The following is a 16,070-nucleotide window of genomic DNA, read 5'->3' as shown; positions in this document are numbered from 1 at the left end:
ATGAACCCGGTCGCCAACATTTTTCTGTGACCCGGATATCTAGAATTTTTATATAAATCGAAGAAAATCCTGATAACGGTGATAAAGGGCCATTCGTCAGGCCCAATATCCGTTACTTTCAATGTTCTGGACGAGAAAATGCCTCATGGAAAGATATCTTGAACATTATATGTGCAAACCGTATTGCAGATATAAGTAACAGAATCGGTGCTGTCATAAGAACTGCGCGCCGGATTGAATCGACTCCGTGAACGTATTGCATGTTTACATATGTTATATCCGTAAATTCTAAAAGACATTCGATTAAGATTCTCTGTTATTTCTTCAATATGCGATCCTGCACATATTTTTGTGTACCAGAGCAATATCCGGGCCAGTTTCGGGGTGTCTGGCACGGTCCATGCGCCCATGTGTTCCAGCCCCCTGATTTCTGTAAAAAAAACGGCGGTTAACGGCAAATTTTCAGGGTATGAAATATCTTGTCACATTCTCACAACAGCATATAAAAAATGTATGCCCATGCGTGGAAAGAATAAATGCGTATCAAGAACTCGTGAATGAGCGAGGCTGGCCTTAGGGCAGGATTGGGACTTCAATGCAGGAACTGCCGCGCCGGACATGACGGCCTGTTCCATGTGAATGAACCGCAGGACTGAATCAATTACATCCAGACCTCGGGTTATATTGGAAAGATGTCAGCGCATCAGTCCCTGTACTGTCATGGATGGCAGCAGGGTAATGGATCTCGGCACAGATATGTGACGTACGTGACATGCGGGCATGACAGGATGAAAGCCGTCCCTTCATGCAGTTTCATGTAACGCCCGGAACTCACAGGGCTGGCCGTGACAATGGAGGACGGTTTTCATGCGTTCATTATTTCCCTGTCCCGTATGGGCACCCGATGGTGCCGGCACTGCACGGGTGGATATTGATACCCTGTGCATCAATACAATCCGCACACTGGCCATGGATGCGGTGCAGAAAGCCAATTCCGGCCACCCGGGCACGCCCATGGCGCTGGCCCCGCCAGCCTATGCGTTGTGGCGCGAGGTGCTGAACTACGATCCCGCCAATCCCCTGTGGCCCAACCGCGACCGCTTCGTGCTGTCGATCGGCCATGCCTCCATGTTGCTGTATTCGCTGATCTACCTTGCCGGTATCCGTGATGTGAAAGATGGGCGCGTTCTGGCCAACCGGCCTTCGCTGACCCTTGCGGATATCGAGCAGTTCCGCCAGCTCAATTCCCGCACGCCGGGCCACCCGGAATACGGCCACACCGCAGGCGTCGAGACCACGACCGGCCCGCTGGGGCAGGGGTGTGGCAATTCCGTCGGCATGGCCATTGCCCAGAAATGGCTGGCCGCGCATTTCAACAAACCCGGCTTCGACCTGTTCAGCTATCACATCTACACATTCTGCGGTGATGGCGACAACATGGAAGGCGTGTCCAGCGAGGCCGCATCCATCGCGGGCCACCTGAAGCTGGGGAACCTGACATGGATCTATGACAGCAACCATATTTCCATCGAGGGCAATACCCGCATCGCCTTTACCGAAAGCGTGCATAAACGCTTCGAGGCCTATGGCTGGCATGTGCTGGAACTGAAGGACGCGAATGATACCGGCGATTTCCGCCGCCTGCTGGCCGAAGCGAAGGCGGAAACATCCCGGCCGACGCTGATCATCGTGCATTCCATCATCGGCTGGGGTTCGCCACACAAGGCGGGCACGGCAGCCGCACATGGCTCCCCGCTGGGTGTGGAAGAAATCCGCGAAACCAAGAAATTCTACGGCTGGCCGGAAGATAGAAGCTTCTATGTGCCCGAGGGCGTGCCCGAACACTTCCAGCAGGGCATCGCCACACGCGGGGCTGCCGCCAGCAAGGCATGGTATGACCTGCTGGCCCGCTACCGCACGGCACACCCCGACCTTGCGGCCGAACTTGACCTGATCCTGGCCGGAAAGCTGCCCGAAGGCTGGGATCGCCAGATCAGCGATTTCCCTGCGGATACCAAGGGTCTTGCCTCCCGCGCCAGCTCCGCAACCGTGCTCAATCAGGTGGCTGCCAGCTACCCGTCGATGATTGGCGGGTCAGCCGACCTGTCGCCCTCTACCAAGACGCACCTGACATTCGATGGGGCCGGTGATTTCCAGCCCCCGCAATGGGGGGGCACCTATGGCGGGCGCAACCTGCACTTCGGCGTGCGGGAACACGCCATGGGGTCGATCTGCAACGGGCTGGCGCTGTCCTATCTGCGGCCCTACTGCTCCGGCTTCTTCATCTTTTCCGATTACATGAAGCCGCCCATCCGCCTTGCAGCACTCATGAAGTTGCCGGTGCTGTATATCTTCACCCATGATTCCATCGGGGTGGGGGAGGATGGCCCGACCCACCAGCCGGTCGAACAACTGGCGCAGCTTCGGGCCACGCCGGGAGTCACGCTGATCCGCCCGGCGGACGCCAACGAGGTGGCCGAGGCCTGGCGCACCCTTGTCCCGCTGCGCAACCGGCCCACTGTTCTGGTGCTGACCCGCCAGAACTTGCCTACACTCTGCCGCAAGACCTATGCCCCGGCCACCGGTCTGGCCAAGGGAGCCTACGTGCTGGCCGACAGCAGCCCCGGCACGCCGGATGTCATCCTTATGGCAACGGGTAGCGAGGTCGGGCTGATCGTGAAGGCTTTCGAGCAGCTCAAGGCCGAAGGGGTCAAGGTCCGCATCGTTTCCATGCCGTCATGGGATTTGTTCGAGGCCCAGCCCCAGTCCTACCGCGACAGCGTGCTGCCGCCCGATGTGACTGCCCGCGTGGCGGTGGAACAGGCTGCCCGCCTAGGGTGGGAACGCTATGTCGGCCTGCAGGGGGCAACCATCGTCATGCATGGCTTCGGCGCGTCTGCCCCGGCGGGTGAACTTGAGGTCAAATTCGGCTTCACGGTGGACGCCGTCCTGACCGAAGCCCGCAAACAGCTTGCCGCCCGGCGCTGACCGCCTGCCCAACCATAATTGCGACAGGACAGCCACCACGCGCCATGCGCCGGATGGCTGTCAGCAACACATGAAGGAACCACACCATGACCGCGTATGACGCCGGCACCAGTGACGCTGCCAATCCGCTGAAACAGATGGCCCGCTTTGGTCAGTCCCCGTGGCTGGACTTCATCCAGCGCTCCTATACTGAAAGCGGCAGGCTGAAAAAGCTGGTGGAGGAAGACGGGCTGAAAGGGGTCACCTCCAACCCGTCCATTTTCCAGAAAGCCATGGGGCACGGCACCGATTACGATCCGCAGATCCGCCAGATCCTCGAACATCAGATCGTGGATGCCGGGACGCTATATGAAACACTGGCGATCCAGGACATCCGTGCCGCGGCAAAGGTGCTGCACCCGGTCTATGAACAGACCGCGAAGGTGGATGGCTATGTCAGCCTTGAGGTCTCGCCCTATCTGGCGCGTGATACCGACGCCACCATCGCCGAGGCGCGGCGGCTGTGGCTTGCGGTGGGGGCGCCCAACCTCATGATCAAGATACCCGGCACGGATGAAGGCGCGCCCGCAGTTCAGGCCGCCATCGCCGCAGGGATCAATGTCAACGTCACGCTGCTGTTCTCGCTTAATGCGTATAAAAAGGTGGTGGAAGCCCATATCGCCGGGCTGGAGGCCCGCCTGAGCCGTGGCGAGAGCGTGAAGGGGATCGCAAGCGTCGCCTCTTTCTTCGTCAGCCGCATCGATGTGAAAATCGACGGTGAAATCGATGATCGCATTGCGGCAGGCGACAGGGACGCCACTGCCCTGAAGGCCCTGCGCGGCAAGGTGGCCATTGCTAACGCCAAGCTGGCCTATGAATACTGGCAGACCGTAGTAAAAAGCCCGCGCTGGCAGAAACTGGCGCAGGCAGGCGCCATGCCCCAGCGTCTGCTGTGGGCCAGCACCAGCACGAAGGACAAAACGTTCAGCGACGTGCTGTATGTGGACGGCCTGATCGGCCCGGAAACCGTCAATACCATCCCGCCCGCCACCTTTGATGATTTCCGCGATCACGGCAGGGTCATCCCGACCCTGACACAGGACGTGGCGGGCGCGCACGCGGTCATCGGCGAAGCCCGGCGCCTTGGCCTTGATCTGGATGGCGTGACCCGGACCCTTGTGGATGAAGGGGTGCGTGGCTTCGAGGAGGCCTTCGACGCCCTGCTTGGCGCGATTGCCGCCAAGCAGGCGGCGTTTCTGGACCACAAACTGACCACGACCACGCTCAACCTGCCTGCCGATCTTGATACGGCGGTCAAGGCTGAACTGGAAACATGGCGCACGCAGGGTAACGTCCGCCGCCTGTGGTCGAAGGACGCCACGCTGTGGACAGGCCGTGACGAGGCAGGCTGGCTGAAATGGCTCAGCATTGTCGATGACCAGTTGCTGGATCTGGCGAAGTTTGAGGAATTCCAGGCCGAAGTGAAGGCGCGCGGCTTCCGTGACGCGCTGCTGCTGGGCATGGGTGGATCGAGCCTCGGGCCGGAAGTCCTGTCAGTGACGTTCGGCAGACATGAGGGTTTCCCGCACCTGTATGTGCTCGACAGCACCGACCCGCAGCAGATCCGGGATTTTCAGGACAGGATCGACATCAGCAGGACGCTGTTCATCGTCTCGTCCAAATCCGGCGGCACGCTGGAGCCCAACATCCTCAAGGCCTACTTCTTCGATCAGGCGAAAAAGGTGCTCGGTGACAAGGCCGGCTCACACTTCATCACCGTGACCGATCCCGGTTCGCACATGGAAGACGTGGCGAAGAAGGACGGCTTCTGGAAAATCTTTTACGGCAACAAGCAGATCGGTGGCCGGTATTCCGTGCTGTCCGATTTCGGCATGGTGCCCGCAGCCATCGCGGGCCTGCCGCTGAAGCGGCTGCTGGACTCCGCCCTGCGGGGGGAAAAATCCTGCGCGGCTTCTGTCCCGCCCGCGCAGAATCCCGGCGTCGTGCTGGGCAGCGTGCTCGGCGTGGCAGCCCGCTCGTTTGGCCGCGACAAGGTCACGCTGCTGGCATCGCCTGCCATATACGACATGGGTGCCTGGCTGGAACAACTGCTGGCGGAATCAACGGGCAAGGACGGCCGTGGCCTGATCCCCATTGATGGCGAAACCGCCGGACCTGCATCCGTCTATGGCAAGGACCGCGTGTTCATCTACCTGCGCCTGAGCGAAAAACCGTGCGAGAAGCAGGATGCCGCGTTCAAGACACTGATCGCGGCGGGTGAGCCGGTCGTGACCATCGAACTGCATGACCGCTACCAGATTGCCGAGGAATTCTTCCGTTGGGAATTCGCCACCGCCGTCGCCGGTTCGATCATCGGCATCAATGCCTTCAACCAGCCCGATGTCGAGGCCTCGAAGATCGAGACCAAAAAGATCACGACCGCCTATAACGAAACCGGCAGGCTGCCGCCCTACGAGCCGTTTGCCAAGGATGGCGCGTTTGCCTTCTACGCCGACCACAAAAATGCAGCCGCCCTGAAGGGCGACACGGCGGAAGCGATCCTGAAGGCCCATTTCGCCCGGGGCAGGGCGGGCGATTATGTTGCCCTGCTGGCCTATATCGACCGTGACACCGCCACGCGTGAATGGCTGCAGCAGGTACGGCTGTCGGTGCGTGACGGGCTGAAACTGGCCACGGCTGCCGAATTCGGGCCGCGCTTCCAGCATTCCACCGGGCAGGCCTACAAGGGCGGCCCCGACACGGGCGTGTTCGTGCAGATCACGTGTGATGACGATGTCAACCTGCCGGTGCCGGGTGAGAAATATACCTTCAGCATCGTGAAGGAAGCCCAGGCCCGTGGGGACCTGGAAGTGCTGGGCGAACGCGGCCGTCGCGCCCTGCGCGTGCATATCCACGGTGATCTTAAAGCCGGTCTCGAAAAACTGGCGCAGGCCATCAGGGCCGCCGTCTGATCGCGCGGCGGAACAGCCCCGTCATGACCGGCAAATGGCGGGGCCTCTTTTTCACCAGTCCGAATCCGGGCTGAAGCGCAGGGCACGTCCCTGCCATGGGAGCGGTAAAAATCATGCAGATTGGTATAGTGGGTCTGGGCAAGATGGGCGGCAACATCGCCATCCGCCTGACACGTCACGGGCACGATGTGGTGCTTTATGACCGCACGGCCGCCGTAATGTCCAAGGTGGCGGAACGGGCCGAGGGCGGAAAGACCATCGCGTCATCCGGGTTGAAGGACATGGTGACGAAGCTGACCGCCGAGCGGCGGATCATCTGGCTCATGCTGCCCGCAGGCGAGGTTACCGAGGCAGCCGTCAAGGAACTTGGCGGCCTGCTGGGCAAGGGTGATATCCTGATCGACGGCGGCAACTCCTTCTACAAGGACGATATCCGCCGGGCTGCCGAACTGACGAAAAAGGGCATTCACTACGTTGATGTCGGCACCTCGGGCGGCGTGTGGGGGCTGGAACGTGGCTACTGCATGATGTACGGCGGCACGAAGGACGCCACCGATCATATCGACCCCATCCTGTCGGCCCTTGCACCCGGGCTTGGCGATATCCCCCGCACGCCGAACCGTGACAAACCCGGTTTCGACCCGCGCGCCGAACAGGGCTACCTGCATTGCGGGCCTGCGGGTTCGGGCCATTTTGTCAAAATGGTCCATAACGGCATTGAATACGGCATCATGCAGGCCTTTGCCGAGGGCTTCCATGTCATGAAGTCAAAGAATTCCACAGACCTGCCTGAAAACCAGCGCTTCGAGCTGAACATGGCCGATATTGCCGAAGTCTGGCGGCGTGGCAGCGTGGTTTCGTCCTGGCTTCTCGACCTTTCAGCGCGCGCGCTGGCGGGCAATCCGGACCTGTCCAATTACAAGGGCGACGTGGCGGATTCCGGTGAAGGCCGCTGGACCATCGAGGCCGCAATTGAAGAAGCCGTGCCCGTTCCGGTGATGACGGAAGCCCTGTTCACGCGTTTCCGTTCGCGCACGGGCAACAACTTTGCCGAGAAAATGCTGTCGGCCATGCGTTTCGGCTTTGGTGGCCATATCGAAGGCACGAACAACTGATGGCGCGCGCCTGATAACCCACCCGGCAGGCCAGACCACGGTGGCACCATAACGACCACGGGCGGCCCGTCGGGTTTTAACGCTAAAAAAGTTCAGGGAGAAGCAAGATGGAGAGCATTGTCGCATCCGCATCCTCGCAGATTGACGACACGCAGCATGAAAACGTGCCACGTCGCGGGCCACCGGGAGTATTTGTCATATTTGGCGGGGGCGGGGACCTGACGCACCGCCTTCTTGTCCCGGCACTCTACAACCTAGCCAGCGCAGGGCTGCTGGATAGCCACTTCTCCATCATTGTGGTGGACCGGGCCAATGTCTCGGCAGCCGACCTGCGGCAGAGCTTTCATGCGTCGCTGGAAAATTTCGTAACCAGCCGCGGCACGGAAGCCGTCAGCCTGCATGATGATGTGTGGAAGCGCCTGTCCTCCAGCATCGACTATGTGCGCGGTTCGTTCGAAGAGCCCGCGACCTACGATGCCCTTGCCCGGAAGACCGGCAACCAGAACTGTATTTTCTATCTTGCGGTGGCGGCCCGCTTCTTTGGCACGATCGTGGACCAGCTCGGCGTCTCGGGCCTTGCGAAAGAAAGCGGGAAGACCTTCCGCCGGGTCATTATCGAAAAGCCCTTCGGCAGCGATCTTGCTTCCGCCATTGCGCTGAATGAGCGGCTGCTACGCACACTTGATGAAAGCCAGATTTACCGGATTGATCATTATCTGGGCAAGGAAACGGTGCAGAACATCCTTGCCCTGCGCTTTTCCAACGGTTTTTTCGAGCCTCTGTGGAACCGCGACAATATCGACCATGTGCAGATCACGGCAGCCGAGACGGTGGGCGTGGAGCAGCGCGCCCGGTTTTATGAAAGCACGGGCGCCGTGCGCGACATGGTGCCCAACCATGTCATGCAGTTGCTGGCCATGACGGCGATGGAAGCACCCATTTCATTTGATGCCGATGCGGTGCGTGATGAAAAGACCAAGGTGCTCAAGGCCATCCATGCCGTGCAGCATCATGACGTGGTGCGCGGCCAGTACGCGGCGGGCACCATCAAGGGGCAGCCCGTTGCGGGCTATCGTGACGAACCCGGCGTGGACCCGCATTCCCATACCGAAACCTATGTGGCGATGAAGCTCATGATCGATAACTGGCGCTGGGCGGGGGTGCCGTTCTATGTGCGCACCGGCAAGCGCCTGGCCGCGCGCAAGACGGAAATCGCGGTGCATTTCAAGTCGGCACCCTATGCCCTGTTTCGCGACACACCAGTGGACAAGCTGACCCCCAATATCATGTTGCTGCATATCCAGCCGACCGAAGGGGTCACACTTCAGTTTTCCGCCAAAATCCCCGGTCCCATGGTGCATCTGGGTGGGGTGCGTATGAAGTTCGACTATTCCGAATGGTTCCACGAAGGGCCAAGCACCGGCTACGAGACGCTGCTGTATGACTGCATGATAGGCGATGCGACCCTGTTCCAGCGCGCGGACAATATCGAGGCCGGATGGCGCGTGGTCCAGCCCGTTCTGGACTGGATGCACGCGCCCGCGGGACTGGATTTCTACGCTGCTGGCAGTGAGGGGCCAAAGGCCGCCGATGACCTGCTGGCCCGCGACCACCGGCACTGGCTGAAAATCGGCTCCTGACGGAACCTGACGCGCCGCAGCCTGACTGACATGATACTGACAGGAGGACACTTCCGTGTCTGATCCCGAAATACGCCTTGTACTGGCCGATGTGGATGGCACACTGGTCACGAAGGACAAGATCCTGACCCCACGCGCCATCCGCGCGGTCGAGCGCCTGCGCGAGCGGGGCATCCTTTTCACCATCACCAGTGGCCGCCCGCCCAAGGGCATGAAGATGGTGATCGACCCGCTGAAAATTTCCGAGCCGATTGCAGGCTTCAATGGCGGCATGATGGTCAAGCCCGATTTTACCGTGATCGAGGCCCGCACCCTGCCAACTGACACCGCGCGCAAGGTGATCGGCATCATCCGCGACCACAGGGCCGACCCGTGGGTGTATAACGGCAATGACTGGATCGTCTCGAAACTCGAGGCCCCGCACGTGGCGCGCGAGCAGTGGACGGTCAAGTTCCCGCCCGTGGTGGGCGATGTCGAGGCGAAGCTGGACCAGGTGGTCAAGATCACCGGCGTGAGCGATGACCTTGAACTGATGAAGCGCCTTGAGCACGACCTGCAGCAGGCGCTGGGCGATACGGCATCCGCCGCGCTGTCGCAGCCGTACTACGTGGACGTGACCAACAAGGACGCGAACAAGGGCGGCGTGGTGATGACGCTCGAGCGCCTGCTGGGCATTCCCGCCAGCCAGATGGTGACTTTGGGCGACCAGCCCAATGATGTGCTGATGTTCCGCAAGAGCGGCATGTCCATCGCCATGGGTCAGGCCAGCCCGGAGGTGCAGAAACAGGCGACCCATGTTTCCACCTCGTGCGAGGAGGAAGGATTCGCCAATGGAATCGAGAAATTCGTGCTGGGGGATGCGTGAGATGACCGGTGGACATGATGTGAAAACGGGCGCGATGGTTGTCCTGCCCGATGCCGAGGCCATTGCGCAGCACATGGCGAAGTGGCTGACAGAACAGGCGCTGGCGAAAAAGGGGAGCCCGTTCGTGCTGGCCCTTTCGGGCGGGTCCACGCCCAGGCGGCTGTACCAGATCCTGGCCTCCGCTGAATATCGCGACCGTTTTCCGTGGGCGAACACGCAGTTCTTCTTTGGCGATGAGCGTTTCGTGCCCGAGAGCGATGCGGCCAACAACTACAACATGGTCGAGACCGAGATGCTGGCGCACGTCAAGGTGCCACCCGCCAACGTGCACCCCATGCCCACATCGGGCGACCCGGCGCAGGCGGCGGCAAAGTATCAGGCGGAACTCGAAGCGGTTTATGGTGGCAAGACGCTGGAACCCGGGCGCCCGCTATTCGATGTGGTGATGCTGGGGCTGGGTGATAACGGGCATACCGCATCCCTCTTTCCGCGCCAGCCGGTGCTGGAGGAGAAAAAGCTCTGGGTCTCGACCTGCGTGCCCGATGATGCGCCGCATACGCGCCTCACGCTGACCTATCCCGCCATCCATTCCAGCCGCCATGTGGTGTTCATGCTGGCGGGTGCAGGCAAGCGTGAAGCCTTCGCCAGGGTGCGCGCGGGCGACCCGGCGGAGCCTGCCAGCCATATCACCACCGAGGGTGAACTCATCTGGCTTATGGACAAGGCGGCGGCGGGGTAATGAGCGCGGTGGATAGCAGGAGCCCGGACATGATAGCCCAGACAGGTGACCCGCGTGAGGAACAGAAACGCCTTGCCGCGATCGAAGCCGCATCCATGGTCAGGGAAGGGATGGTGGTCGGCCTCGGCTCGGGTACCACATCAGCCTACATGATTGATGAACTCGGTCGCCGCTGGGCGGAAGGGCTGCGTTTTGCCGCCATTCCCACATCCGAGCATTCGGCCGAGCAGGCGCGTTCGCACGGAATAAATCTGGTGACATTTGCCACCCATCCGCAGATTGATCTTGATATTGATGGGGCGGATGAAGTGGAGATGGGCACGCTCAACCTGATAAAAGGACGGGGCGGAGCGCTGTTTCGTGAAAAGATCGTGGCCGCTGCCTCACGCCGCTTCGTGGTGGTGGTGGATGAAAGCAAGCTGGTGCCACGGCTGGGCCACCACATGCCCGTGCCAGTGGAAGTCACGACATTCGGCTGGGAACTGACGGCATCGCGGCTACAGGATCTGGGCGCACGCCCCACCCTGCGGCTGGACCCGCAGGGTACGCCCTTCAACACCGATGGCGGCAACCTGATCCTGGATTGCAATTTTGGGGAAATCGAGGATTCCATGGCGCTGGCACGGAAAATCCGCGCCATTGTGGGCGTGATCGAAAGCGGCCTGTTCATTGGCCGCACATCCGAGGTCATTGTGGCAGGCCGGGATGGCCTGAAGCACCTGATGGCCGGATAATTACGGCTTTTACGCGTGGTGGCGGAAAACGATCATGTTTGCCGGGATTGATCTGGGCAGCAGGTGCTGCCCACATTTCTTTCCGGCCCGGCATATGATGGAATGATGAACCTGCCGCATTGGAATGCGTGGAATTCGAACGCAGGTTTCCCCGTAGCCAACAAATATGCAGCACCATTGCGATGCCCGGCTTTGCCGCGCCCAGGCTGATAGGAGCCGCGCGACATGAGCCGGACATTTTCCATGCAACCCATCCCGTGCAACTGCCCAAGGCATGGATACATTACCAGCCCTGCAGAGAGATAAGCGAAGACATGCCCGCTGCATCCGGCACGTTATGGCTGGATATGGGGCAGCGGGAATGGTCGGACGCAGTTCTTGCGGCAACGGACCTCATGTCTGCGGCCATGCCCGCGCTGATGGAAGACACCACGTGGGCTGGCTGTATCAGGACCGTGTCCGACGCGGTCGGTCACGGGTGGTCAGACCCGGTTTTTTGCGCTCACGCACATAAAAATAATACATTCTCAAAATCCGGAACCAGCTATCCCGCTATTGTTCTGTCTCCTCATCACAGGCCTGATCGCTCAGATGACAGGCACAAGACCGTTATAAATCCAAAAACAAGGCCGCCCGGCAATCATTTGCAGATACATTTTGACATTAATTGCAAGTGATTCTCATTTACGTTAATGGTCCCCATCCACATGATGAAAAACGCCAGAAACGGGGGCGGGCATACAGCGCAGCAGGGTTTTTTATGTCTTTCCACTTTCACTTCTGGTGACGGGAAATGCCCTTGCGGCGGATCTGGTCGATCAATCAGCCCACCAGCCTGTCGGCACGTCGCACGCAAAAAAGGCGAATGCCCAACCTGAAGCGAACGCCGTGCAGGCTGAAAAGCTTGAAGTCCATGCCCGCAGGGCCGCCACATCTGCGTCTTCGGCCACGAAATCCGATACACCGCTGATCGAAACCGCCCAGTCGGTCACGGTTGTCAGCCGCAATGAAATGGATGTGCGCGGCGTGCTCAGCCTTAATCAGGCCGTGCGCTATACGGCGGGCATTACGCCTGACCTGCGCGGCGGGGAGGGCACGCGTTATGACCAGTTCTTTCTGCGTGGCTTCCAGGTTCCGACCTTTCTTGATGGCCTGAAACTGCAGGATAGCCCGACAGGCTATGCCACGGCGCAGACCGATACGTTCCGCCTGGAACGCGTCGAGATCCTGAAGGGGCCATCATCCGCGCTATATGGCCAGTCCAGCCCGGGTGGGCTTGTCGCCCTGTCCAGCAAGCTGCCGACTGACCAGAAATTCTATGGTGGCGTGACCACAACCGGCGGCATGTTCGATCTTTACCGCGTAGATGCCGATGTGGGCGGCTATGCAACGAAGGACGGCATGGTCCGCTATCGGCTGTATGGCACGGTCAACGGCCAGCATACCCAGTTGAGCAAGACAGGCAGCCGACGCTTTTCCATCAGCCCGTCCTTTACGTTTGGCGGGGATGGGCCAACAACACTGACATTGTTGGGCAATTACCAGTACGATCCCGAAAACGGCACTTATGGCGGCGAGCCGCTGGTGGGCTCACTCAAGCCCGCATCTTACGGATACCTGCCACGGAATTTTTACGATGGCGACGTGCCGTTCGAGAAATTCAACCGCCGGCAGGGCGGGATTACCTACATCTTCAACCACCGTTTCAACAATGACTGGAGCTTCACCAGCCGTGGCCGGTATGATGACATCAAGACCATCTATCGCAGCGTGTATAACAACGGGTATTACACAAGCGACGACATGCTCAGCCGCTCGGCGTTCGGCACAAACGAGCATACACACAACCTGACTTTTGACAGCCAGTTCAAGGGCCATGTCCGCACCGGCACCCTGCGGCATACCATGATGTTCGGCTTTGACTACATGCAGCAGAGCGCGGCGGAGCAGGGATTTTATGGCTCGGCGCCCGACCTCGATGTCCTGCATCCGGATTATCACATGGCCATTCCCTCCATGGGCAGCCCTTATGTGAATTACCGGACCAATTCGCACCAGATCGGCATGTACGCGCAGGATGAAATGCGCTGGAAAGGGCTGGTCGTAACCGGCAGCCTGCGCAATGACTGGTACAGGTCACAACAGAACGAATATGTCAGCCATACATCCACGCATGAAAATCCCCGTCAGATCACCTGGCGTGCGTCGGCCCTGTATCATTTCAACTTCGGCCTTTCACCCTATATCAGCTATTCGACCTCCTTCCAGCCGCAGTCGGGCATTGTCTCCAATGATGGCGGCAAAACGCAGCGCCAGGCCGATCCATCGCTTGGCAAGCAGCTTGAAGGTGGCCTGAAATACCAGGTTCCGGGCACGTCGCTGCTGTTTACGGCTGCGGGCTACCACATCGAACAGACCAATGTGCTCGTTGCCGTGGGCAATCTGGGCTACAGCACCCAGAGCGGGAGGGTCCATTCGGATGGCTTTGAATTTGAAGCCCATGCCGAGCCCTACAAAAACCTGATGATTACCGCAGCGGTGAGCGTGCAGAAAGTACGTGATGATTCGACAGGCAAGCCCCTGATCCAGTCCGGCAAGGGCAATGCGTCGCTGTTTGCATTCTACACCATGCCGTCGGGGCCGGTAAAAGGCCTGGGCTTTGGTGGCGGCCTGCGCTACTCCGCCAAGTCCTATGGCGGCGAGGCCAGTTATGGCAGCGTCTGGGTGCCGCAATACGCCGTGTTTGATGCGTCGCTGCGCTATGATCTTTCGCACCTTTCACCCAACCTGCGCGGATGGACGCTTGCTGCGAGCGTGCGCAACCTGTTTGACAAGAAGTATGTCTCCAACTGCCTGAGCTACGCATCCTATAATCAGGAATGGTGCTATTATGGCGAGCGGCGGAATGCGCAGGCGAGCATTGGCTTTAGCTGGTAACCTTTCGCCTGCTGCTCAGGCCCGGCTGAACGTCGCCTTGCGTGCGCTGGTGGCCGGGCCGGGCGGGTATGGTCTCGCATCGCTTGGTGGCATGGCGCTGGGCCTGTGGCTTCCCCTGTCACGGGCGGACAGGGCCATGGCCGGAACGCTTTCCGGGCTGCTGCTGTGGCCTGTCGTGTTCATTGCGGCCTTTGGCGTCTCCAGTCTCCGGCGGCTTATGCTGGGTGTTGGCGCCTGCATGGGGGCCTGCGCCCTTATGGTGCTTGTGGCCGGGTGGCGGCCATGAAGGGGTTATTCCGCGCCTCCATGGCATGGCTGCATACCACGCTGGGGCTTATCACCGGCTGGGTGCTGTTTGCCATTGCGCTGTCGGGTTCGCTGAGTGTCTATCGGCAGCAAATCACCCGCTGGATGCACCCCGAACTGGCCAGCCCGCCGGTTGATCCCGCGCAGGCCTGCAGCCGGGCGATTGACTGGCTGGGCCAGCATGCAGGCACGGCGGCGGCATGGTACGTGGCCTGCCCCACGCCTCAGGCACCCTTTGCAACCGGCATATGGCCCAATGCGCAGGGTGCATACAGTCAACGGGTTCTTGATCCGCAAACCGGCAGCCCGGACGGCCTGCGTGATACGCTTGGAGGCGAGTTCTTTTACCGTTTTCACTTCGAACTCCAGCTTCCCTATCCCTGGGGCAGGCTGATTGCGGCCCTCGCGGCCCTCGCACTTGTGGTGGCCCTTGTGACGGGCATCATCATCCACCGGCGCATTTTTGCGGATTTTTTCACGTTCCGGCCGAACAAGGGGCAGCGAAGCTGGCTTGACGCCCATAACCTGCTTGGGGTTGCAGTGCTCCCTTTCCATCTTATGATTTCGTTGACGGGGGCGGTAACGCTCGCCTCCCTGCTGCTGCCGTGGAGCACGCAGGCCGTCTATCATCATGATGAGCGGGAATCCTACACGGAACTGAACCCGGCTCTGTACGCCCGCCCCGCCAGCGGTCAGCCGGGGCATCTTGTGCCCATTCTTCCCCTGATCCAGATGGCAGACAGGCATTTCAGGGGCGCAGGCATTGCACAGATCTATGTCTTCAATCCGTCTGATCGTGCCTCTCTTGTCACTTTCATTTCTGGCAACAGCCAGACGGTCAGCACATCCGCCCGGATCATGACGTTCGATGGGGTAACGGGGCAGTTGCTGAACGCGCATACCGAAACGCGACCCGTCATCAGGCTCTATACATTTCTCTATGGCCTGCATGTCGCGCGCTTTGCACCGGCACTTACACGCGGGCTTTATTTCGTGTCCGGTCTGGCTCTTGCCGTGGTTATCGGTAGCGGGATGCATCTGTGGGCCATCAAGCGCCTGCGCCAGCGGCCTCATATCGGGCACGTGATTGTCAGTCGCCTGAATGTTGGTATCCTGGCCGGAACTCCCTTGGCCTTTGCCACCTATTTTCTGGCCAACCGGCTTCTTCCTCCCGCACTCGCGGGCCGGTCCGGATATGAGGTGCGATCCGTTTTCGTGATGTGGGCGCTTGCGCTTGTCTTTGCCCTTGCCCGCCGCCCTGGCCGTGCGTGGCCGGAACTGCTGGGTGGCAATATGCTGGCCTGTCTGGCCATAGCATTGCTCAGCATGCCATGGGCGAGTGCCGCGACACTCGGGGCTGGCAGCATCGCCCTCGGGCTGGCCGGGGCGTTTGGGTATGCCACTTTGCGCACGGCACACCGGGCATGATGATGGCCGCTATCCTGTGCGGGCAATGTGCCATGCTGCTACTGGCCATGGTCTCTGTGCGGGGCAGTGGCATCCTTTTACGCAAAGCCGTCACGCCGCTGGCATGTCGATGCGTCCGGGCGGCAGGGATCGTGCTGCTTGGCCTGAGCTTTTTGCTGCAGATGCAGACGGTGCAAACGCCGGTTATTGCGGCGATCAACTGGGTTGGAGTGATCAGTATTGAAATTGTCATGACAGCACTAACCTGTACGGTAATAAAAAACATACGGGAAAATGGCTGAAATATTTAATTCAGGACCAGACATCATTAATCTGATGAGCCTCAGTGGCGCAACCGCATAGTGCATGATCTTCGGCCGGTCCTGGC

At 60.0% G+C, this 16,070-nt stretch carries 11 protein-coding genes and 1 pseudogene; all 12 read left to right on the top strand.

Annotated features, from left to right (window positions below):
- The first annotated feature begins 867 nt into the window (after positions 1-867).
- Positions 868-2,988, top strand: a complete 2,121-nt coding sequence (gene tkt, locus GXY01S_RS07140) for a transketolase (protein ID WP_061273553.1) — start codon at positions 868-870, stop codon at positions 2,986-2,988.
- Positions 2,989-3,074: 86 nt separating this feature from the next.
- The gene (locus GXY01S_RS07135) at positions 3,075-5,939 is read left to right on the top strand and encodes a bifunctional transaldolase/phosoglucose isomerase (protein ID WP_061273551.1); all 2,865 of its coding nucleotides are present in this window, start codon (positions 3,075-3,077) and stop codon (positions 5,937-5,939) included.
- 113 nt (positions 5,940-6,052) lie between these two features.
- Positions 6,053-7,054, top strand: coding sequence for a phosphogluconate dehydrogenase (NAD(+)-dependent, decarboxylating) (gene gnd, locus GXY01S_RS07130; RefSeq protein WP_061273586.1), 1,002 nt, complete (start codon positions 6,053-6,055; stop codon positions 7,052-7,054).
- 107 nt (positions 7,055-7,161) lie between these two features.
- Entirely contained in the window at positions 7,162-8,694 is a 1,533-nt protein-coding gene (gene zwf, locus GXY01S_RS07125; protein WP_061273549.1) for a glucose-6-phosphate dehydrogenase, read from the top strand.
- Positions 8,695-8,749: 55 nt separating this feature from the next.
- Positions 8,750-9,559: a Cof-type HAD-IIB family hydrolase gene (locus GXY01S_RS07120; RefSeq protein ID WP_061273547.1), complete on the top strand. Its 810-nt coding sequence runs from the start codon at positions 8,750-8,752 to the stop codon at positions 9,557-9,559.
- Complete coding sequence (gene pgl / locus GXY01S_RS07115; RefSeq protein ID WP_061273545.1) at positions 9,552-10,298, top strand: 6-phosphogluconolactonase; 747 nt, start codon at positions 9,552-9,554, stop codon at positions 10,296-10,298. Before GXY01S_RS07120 ends, pgl begins: the two co-directional genes overlap by 8 nt.
- A 29-nt stretch (positions 10,299-10,327) precedes the next feature.
- Positions 10,328-11,032, top strand: a complete 705-nt coding sequence (gene rpiA / locus GXY01S_RS07110) for a ribose-5-phosphate isomerase RpiA (protein WP_061273544.1) — start codon at positions 10,328-10,330, stop codon at positions 11,030-11,032.
- 110 nt (positions 11,033-11,142) lie between these two features.
- Positions 11,143-11,709 (top strand): annotated as a pseudogene (locus GXY01S_RS19195) (FGGY family carbohydrate kinase); the annotation flags it as partial.
- Between the two features lie 103 nt (positions 11,710-11,812).
- Positions 11,813-13,969 carry a TonB-dependent siderophore receptor gene (locus GXY01S_RS07105; RefSeq protein WP_370664429.1) on the top strand — a complete coding sequence of 719 codons (2,157 nt, stop codon included), beginning with the start codon at positions 11,813-11,815 and terminating at the stop codon, positions 13,967-13,969.
- A complete protein-coding gene (locus GXY01S_RS07100) occupies positions 13,953-14,255 on the top strand; it encodes a hypothetical protein (protein WP_129551385.1) in 303 nt (100 codons plus the stop codon). The genes GXY01S_RS07105 and GXY01S_RS07100 overlap by 17 nt, the downstream gene beginning before the upstream one ends.
- Complete coding sequence (locus tag GXY01S_RS07095) at positions 14,252-15,703, top strand: PepSY-associated TM helix domain-containing protein (protein ID WP_082770767.1); 1,452 nt, start codon at positions 14,252-14,254, stop codon at positions 15,701-15,703. Before GXY01S_RS07100 ends, GXY01S_RS07095 begins: the two co-directional genes overlap by 4 nt.
- Positions 15,700-15,984, top strand: coding sequence for a hypothetical protein (locus GXY01S_RS07090; protein ID WP_129551384.1), 285 nt, complete (start codon positions 15,700-15,702; stop codon positions 15,982-15,984). Before GXY01S_RS07095 ends, GXY01S_RS07090 begins: the two co-directional genes overlap by 4 nt.
- Positions 15,985-16,070: the final 86 nt, after the last annotated feature.

The organism is Komagataeibacter xylinus NBRC 15237, assembly GCF_001571345.1.
Lineage (GTDB): Bacteria > Pseudomonadota > Alphaproteobacteria > Acetobacterales > Acetobacteraceae > Komagataeibacter > Komagataeibacter xylinus.
Note: the sequence above shows the minus strand (reverse complement) of the source record. Positions and strands in the feature narration are given on the sequence as shown.